Below are 269 nucleotides of genomic sequence, written 5' to 3'. Positions count from 1 at the left end.
ATCCAGAACGGTCTCCCGCTTCAGGAAGGCACCCAGGGCACCGCAGAAGCGTCCGCCGGCCTGGAAGAGGGGCGCGGCAATGGCCAGTATGCCATCCTCATCTCGGATAGCAAGCCCCTTCTCACGGATCTGCGCGAGCTCGGCCAGCCGGGTCTTGCGCGGCTCGGGCGAGCCTTCCGCTGCCAACTCGTCAAAAATCCGCGCACGTTCCTCATCGGTCGCATACGCCGCGCAGATCTTGCCGCAGGCGCTATGGAATACACTGTGGA

Annotated in this window: 1 protein-coding gene; it reads right to left on the bottom strand. The window is 64.3% G+C overall.

Annotation, left to right across the window (positions count from 1 at the left end):
- On the bottom strand, window positions 1–269 hold a 269-nt coding region (locus FQ668_RS27550), incomplete at both ends, for an IclR family transcriptional regulator C-terminal domain-containing protein (protein ID WP_218570904.1).

The sequence above is a fragment of the Pseudomonas sp. Kh14 genome (assembly GCF_900291005.1).
GTDB lineage: Bacteria > Pseudomonadota > Gammaproteobacteria > Pseudomonadales > Pseudomonadaceae > Aquipseudomonas > Aquipseudomonas alloputida.
Note: the sequence above shows the minus strand (reverse complement) of the source record. Positions and strands in the feature narration are given on the sequence as shown.